At 60.7% G+C, this 6,341-nt stretch carries 5 protein-coding genes; 1 reads left to right on the top strand and 4 read right to left on the bottom strand.

What is annotated here, in order from left to right; translation table 11 throughout:
- Positions 1-74: 74 nt before the first annotated feature.
- From QMX84_RS25495 to QMX84_RS25480, 4 genes are all read right to left on the bottom strand, one after another.
- Positions 75-452, bottom strand: coding sequence for a hypothetical protein (locus tag QMX84_RS25495; RefSeq protein WP_123749716.1), 378 nt, complete (start codon positions 450-452; stop codon positions 75-77).
- A gap of 80 nt (positions 453-532) precedes the next feature.
- Complete coding sequence (locus QMX84_RS25490; RefSeq protein ID WP_282365080.1) at positions 533-1,342, bottom strand: putative RNA methyltransferase; 810 nt, start codon at positions 1,340-1,342, stop codon at positions 533-535.
- The gene (dapE, locus tag QMX84_RS25485) at positions 1,342-2,493 is read right to left on the bottom strand and encodes a succinyl-diaminopimelate desuccinylase (protein WP_282365079.1); all 1,152 of its coding nucleotides are present in this window, start codon (positions 2,491-2,493) and stop codon (positions 1,342-1,344) included. The genes QMX84_RS25490 and dapE overlap by 1 nt, the downstream gene beginning before the upstream one ends.
- 106 nt (positions 2,494-2,599) lie before the next feature.
- Positions 2,600-5,191 (bottom strand): glycosyltransferase, encoded by a 2,592-nt coding sequence (locus QMX84_RS25480; RefSeq protein ID WP_048385575.1) that lies wholly within the window; start codon positions 5,189-5,191, stop codon positions 2,600-2,602.
- 276 nt (positions 5,192-5,467) lie between these two features.
- On the opposite strand from QMX84_RS25480, the gene tcdA reads away from it, so the two are divergent.
- Positions 5,468-6,280, top strand: coding sequence for a tRNA cyclic N6-threonylcarbamoyladenosine(37) synthase TcdA (gene tcdA, locus QMX84_RS25475; RefSeq protein ID WP_153335864.1), 813 nt, complete (start codon positions 5,468-5,470; stop codon positions 6,278-6,280).
- Positions 6,281-6,341 lie beyond the last annotated feature (61 nt).

Below are 6,341 nucleotides of genomic sequence, written 5' to 3'. Positions count from 1 at the left end.
AGCTTGCCTCGCGATCTTTTGATTTTGAAAAGATCGCGAGGCAAGCTCGCTCCTACAGGGTATTTCGGTATGGATCAGGAACCGGTGCGCCAGGTGATTTCTTCTTCGCCGTCTGCGCTGACGCGGATCCAGCGGTCAGCGTCTTCTTCGCCGTCTTCTTCAACCCAGGTGCCCGGCGCGCAACGGACTTCTACGTTCAATGCCTTGAAGGCATCACGGGCGCAGGCGATGTCGTCTTCCCATGGCGTTTGGTCGCTTTCCAGGTACAGGCTGTTCCACTTGCCCACGGCCTTTGGCATCCAGGTCACTGGAACCTTGCCGGCGGTGCATTTCCATACCTGGCCTTTTTGCTTCCACTCCGAGCACTCGCCCAGCACCGTGGACAGCCAGTCGGCGACTTCTTTGTAGGTGACCGCTTCCTTCAGGTAAATCTCAATATCGGGCTGGCGCATGGATGGTCCTCACTGCGTGTCTGAAAAATCCATTCGCGGATTCGTCGGGCCCGCCGCTGGGGTGGCAGGCCGTAAAAGGGTTATTGAAGCACGAAATAATCGTAACGCATGGACACCGTCACCTTTAAAGGCTCCGGGTCTTCGATGACCTGTGCCCGGCGTTCGGCACTGGCGCGCCAGCCGTGCGGGGTCATGGCCAACAAGTTGGCGCGGTCCTGGGGCTCGCTCAGGCTCAAGGTGAACTCCAGTGTTTCACTGTGTTGCAACTGCATGCCGTCCGGCACCAGGGCCAAATGCTTGTCGTCGCTGTAGTCGCGTACCTCGTCGTAGAGCCGCTCACGCAGCTCCATCAGATGGCCTCGGGTCGGGCCTACGCGCATCAAACCGCCGCCGGGGCTGAGCAAGCGCTTGGCTTCTAGCCAGTCGAGCGGGCTGAACACACTGGCAAGGAACTGGCAGCTGGCATCAGCCATGGGCACCCGCGCCATGCTGGCGACCAGCCAGCTCAGGTTCGGGTTGCGCTTGCAGGCGCGCTTGACGGCCTCACGGGAAATGTCGAGTGCGTAACCGTCGGCATTGGGCAAGGCGTCGGCGATTTGCGCGGTGTAGTAGCCCTCGCCACAGCCGATGTCGAGCCAGTGCTGCGGGGCGCGCTCGGCGGCCAGTTCAGCCAGACGCTTGGCCACGGGCGCATAGTGGCCTGCGTTGAGGAAATCGCGGCGGGCTTCAACCATGGCCTGGTTGTCACCAGGGTCGCGGCTGTTTTTGTGCTGCACCGGCAACAGGTTCAAATAACCCTGGCGGGCACGGTCAAAGCGATGGCCTGCGGGGCAGGCCACGCCATTGTCGAGCGCCGCCAGCGGCGCTGCGCAAATAGGGCAAGCGAGCATCAGGCGAGCAACTTGATCAGGGTGTGGTAGTAGATCTCGGTCAGCACGTCGAGATCGCTGGCCAGTACCCGCTCGTTGACCTGGTGGATGGTCGCGTTGACCGGGCCCAGTTCAACCACTTGGGTGCCCAGGGTGGCGATAAAACGCCCGTCCGAGGTGCCACCGCTGGTGGAGGCTTTGGTTTCGCGGCCGGTGACCTGTTTGATGCTCGACGATACGGCGTCCAGCAGGGCGCCCGGCTCGGTGAGGAACGGCAGGCCGGACAGCGCCCACTCGATGTGCCAGTCCAGGTCGTGCTTGTCGAGGATATCAGCGACGCGTTGCTGCAAGCCTTCAACGGTGGACTCGGTAGAGAAGCGGAAGTTGAAAACCGCCACCAGATCGCCGGGGATCACGTTGGTCGCGCCGGTGCCCGAGTTGAGGTTGGAGATCTGGAAGCTGGTCGGCGGGAAGAACGCGTTGCCGTCATCCCAGTGCTCGGCGGCCAGTTCAGCCAGCGCCGGTGCCGCCAAGTGGATCGGGTTCTTGGCCAGGTGCGGGTAGGCAACGTGGCCCTGAACACCGCGAACGGTGAGCTTGGCGCCCAGCGAGCCACGACGACCGTTTTTCACCACGTCACCGACCAGGGTGGTGCTCGACGGTTCGCCAACGATGCACCAGTCCAGACGCTCATTACGTGCAGCAAAACGCTCGACCACCGCCTTGGTGCCGTGGTGGGCCGGGCCTTCTTCGTCGCTGGTGATCAGAAACGCGACCGAACCCTTGTGGTCCGGGTAGTCCGCAACAAAGCGCTCAGCGGCGACCAGCATGGCCGCGAGGCTGCCCTTCATGTCGGCGGCGCCGCGTCCGCAGAGCATGCCGTGTTCGTCGATCACTGCGTCAAACGGGTCGTTCTGCCAGGCGTGCACCGGGCCGGTCGGCACCACGTCGGTGTGGCCGGCGAAGCACAGCACCGGGCCTTCGTGTTTGCCGTGGGTGGCCCAGAAGTTATCAACGTCTTCGATGCGCATCGGTTCCAGCTTGAAGCCGGCATCGCCCAAGCGTTGCATCATCAGCTTCTGGCAGTCGGCGTCGATCGGCGTCACAGAAGGGCGACGAATCAGATCGCAGGCAAGTTGCAGGGTCGGCGAAAGGTCGGCATGGGCCGTCATGATAGGGACTCCGAAGCGGGACAAGTGCGGGCGGCACGGCACAAAAGGGCGGTTATCTTAAAGCAAAACGGCGGCCAGAGGCCGCCGTTTAGAGGTTGCGTGCAATTTATGCCGCGGGTTGCTCCTGCTCGGCCTCAACAGGCTTGGGCAGGGACGAGGTGAAGGCCATGATCAGCGCCGCCAGATACGGCAGCGATTGCACCATCAGCATCACCACCCAGAAGCGCATGTCGTTGCTCGGCAGGCCCTGGACCAAGAAGATCCCGAGCGCTGCACCCCACAGCAACAGCATGATGAAGACTTCTTCGCGGGCTTCCGAAATGGCCACCCAAAAGCCGTGATTGTCGGCGTTTTTAGGCGTGCGGAAGAACGGAATGCTGGTGGTGAAGAAGCCGTACAGCACCGCTTTGGCGATGGTGTGCGACAACGCCAGGCCTGCCAGGGCTGCGGCAAATGCGTCCTTGAGGTTGACCCCCACGGCGCGGCGGTACAGGAAGATGATCTTGCCGACCTTGAACACAAATAGCGCCAACGGCGGGATGGCGAAAATCAGTAACGGCGGGTCAACCCGCGTCGGCACAATAATCATCGCCGCCGACCACAGCAGGGCGCCCACGGTGAAGAAAATATTCATGCCGTCAGCCACCCACGGTAACCAGCCCGCGAGGAAGTGATAACGCTGGCCACGGGTCAGCTCGGTGTTTTTGCCCAGCAGCAGGCTCGACGCGTGACGCTTGATGATCTGAATCGCCCCATAGGCCCAGCGGAAGCGCTGTTTCTTGAAGTCGATAAAGGTATCGGGCATCAGCCCTTTGCCGTAGCTGTTGTGGGAATAGGCTGCGGAATAGCCCTTTTCGAACACGCGCAGGCCCAGCTCGGCGTCTTCACAGATGCACCAGTCAGCCCAGCCCAACTCTTCAAGCACCGAGCGACGGGTCATGGTCATGGTGCCGTGCTGAATGATCGCGTCACGGTCGTTGCGGGTCACCATACCAATGTGGAAGAAGCCTTTGTATTCCGAGTAGCAGAGCTTCTTGAAGGTGCTTTCACTGTGGTCGCGGTAGTCTTGCGGCGACTGCACGATGGCGATTTTCGGGTCGGCAAAGTGCGGCACCATGTGCTTGAGCCAGTTGCGATCGACGCAGTAATCGGAGTCGATAACCGCGATCACTTCGGCGTCTGGCGCGGTGTGCGGGATCAAGTAGTTCAGCGCGCCGCCCTTGAAGCCGGCCAGCGGTGCCACATGGAAAAACTTGAAGCGCGGGCCCAGGGTGGCGCAGTAGTCACGCACCGGTTCCCACACCGCCGGGTCTTTGGTGTTGTTGTCGATCAGCAACACTTCGAAGTCCGGGTAATCGAGGTTGGCCAGCGCGTTAAGCGTCTGTTTGACCATCTCTGGCGGCTCGTTGTAACACGGCACATGAATCGAGACTTTCGGGCGGTAGGCATCGTCGCTTTCGACCGGTAAAAACTCACGGCGCCGCTTGCGAATCCAGACCGCTTCAGCCAGTTCATGGGCCTCGGTGAGCAGCACAATAAACACCCCGAGCGCGCCTAGCCCGAGCAGGAAACCCACCGTCAGGCTGAACCAGGTGCTGTATTGCTGGCTGTAGTCGTAGCCGATCCATACCAGCGCCGAACCACACAGGAATGCGGTGAAGGTCAGGAAGGTGCGGCCACGTTGACGCAAGGCCGAGCCGTCGATCAGCAGCAAGGCCAGCGACAGCAAGCCCATCACCACCGAGCCAATGGCCAGTACGCGCCACTGCGGGATGGCAACCACCGGGCCTTCAAAGTTGAATTTTTGCTGGCGGGCCGCGTTGAATACACCCCAGTACGCGCCGACTGAACCTTCATCGCTGGCCTTCCACGGCTGGTCGAAGGCTTCGATCACGAAGTAGTTGTAGCCGCGACGGTTCAGGTTATTGACCAGCGTACGCAGGTAAATGGCCTGGTCAGCCGGTGACGCGTCAGCGCCACCGCGCATGCGACCGTTGCTCGGCCAGCCGACCTCGGAGAGCAGCAGCGGTTTTTTCGGGAAGATTTTTTTCAGGTCGCGGGCGCGGTCCAGAACAAACTGGCCAGCTTTGTCGACCGGGATAAATTCCCAGTACGGCAGGATGTGCGCGGCGATCAGGTCAACGTGCTTGGCCAGTTGCGGGTATTTCTCCCAGATGTGCCACTGCTCAGAGGTGGTCACCGGGACTTTGACCGCGGCTCGCACCCGGTCCAGCAGCACGGCGAGGTCTTCGGGGGTGATCTCTTCGCGAAACAGCGCTTCGTTGCCGACCACAACCCGTACGACGCTGCGCGAGTTATTGGCCAGTTCGATGGCTTTTTGAATTTCGCGCTCGTTGCGCTCCAGATCGGGGCTGATCCAGATGCCGAGGGTCACCCGCAGGCCGAACTCTTCCGCCAGCTTGGGGATGTCGCCCAAGGTGCCGTCGACCGAGTAGGTACGAATGTTGTCGGTCAGCTTGCTCATGATCTCCAGGTCGCGACGCATTTCATCGTCGGTCGGGTACTGGTCTTTCTGCGGGTACTGGCCTTGTTGGAACGGCGAGTACGAAAAGCCGGAGATCTGATCAGGCCAGTTGGGGGCGGATACCGGGCGGTTAATCAGCGCCCAGAAGCCTGTGAAGAGGGCAGCGATGGCCAGCACGACCACCAGGTTGAGTCCAAATTTACGCGATGACATAACGTTTTCGGGTTCCAAAGGGAGTGGAACGAAGATCGATCGGCAAGTGCCAAACGGCGCGCATCCTACACTGCGCTCTGACCCACCGTACAGCACACGGAATCAGGTCGCGCATTGGGCAGCTAGAGCACTCTTAAGTTCTTTCTTTGTTGCTTGTAGCTCTTGTCTTGTTAACTAGTGGGTCATTAAAGCAGTGTTGGTCGCATAGAGCTTGGTAAAGATACTCAACGGCCCGCATGCCCCCTATAATGCGCGCCGGTTTTTGGGGTGTTGGTCATGAGTACAGAAGATCCACGGTTTGCCGGCGTTGCCCGGTTATATGGGCTGCAAGGCCTGGAACGACTGCGTGCAGCGCACGTGGCAATTGTGGGCGTGGGCGGTGTCGGCTCGTGGGCGGCCGAGGCAATTGCCCGCTGCGGCGTCGGCGAAATCTCGTTGTTCGACCTCGATGACGTGTGCGTCAGCAACAGCAACCGCCAGTTGCACGCACTGAGCTCGACCATTGGTCGGGACAAAGTCGAAGTGATGGCTGAGCGCCTGCGCGAGATCAACCCGGCCTGCACCGTGCATGCGGTGGCGGATTTCGTGACCCGCGAAACCATGGCTGAGTACATCACCCCGAACATTGACTGCGTGATCGACTGCATCGACAGCGTCAATGCCAAGGCGGCGCTGATTGCTTGGTGCAAGCGGCGCAAGATCCAGATCATCACCACGGGCGGTGCGGGCGGGCAAATTGACCCGACCCTGATTCAGGTCTGCGACCTGAACCGTACCTTTAATGACCCGCTGGCCTCGAAAGTGCGTTCTACCTTGCGTCGCGATTACGGCTTTTCGCGCACGGTAACCCGTCACTACAGCGTGCCGTGTGTGTTTTCGACCGAGCAACTGCGCTATCCCAAGCCTGACGGCAGCATTTGCCTGCAGAAAAGTTTTGTAGGCGATGGTGTGAAGCTCGATTGTGCCGGCGGTTTTGGCGCCGTGATGATGGTCACCGCGACCTTCGGCATGGTCGCGGCCACCAAGGCCGTGGACAAAATCGTGGCGGGCGTGCGCAGGCCCTCAGAGAAGGTCAAGGCTAAACCCTGAGTTGTAGGAGCGGGGGTTGGGCCCGCGCGTTTTTTAAAATAAAAAAAAAGCCGGGGCCGCG

Source organism: Pseudomonas sp. PS01297 (genome assembly GCF_029959305.1).
Classification (GTDB): Bacteria; Pseudomonadota; Gammaproteobacteria; order Pseudomonadales; family Pseudomonadaceae; genus Aquipseudomonas; species Aquipseudomonas helleri.
Note: the sequence above shows the minus strand (reverse complement) of the source record. Positions and strands in the feature narration are given on the sequence as shown.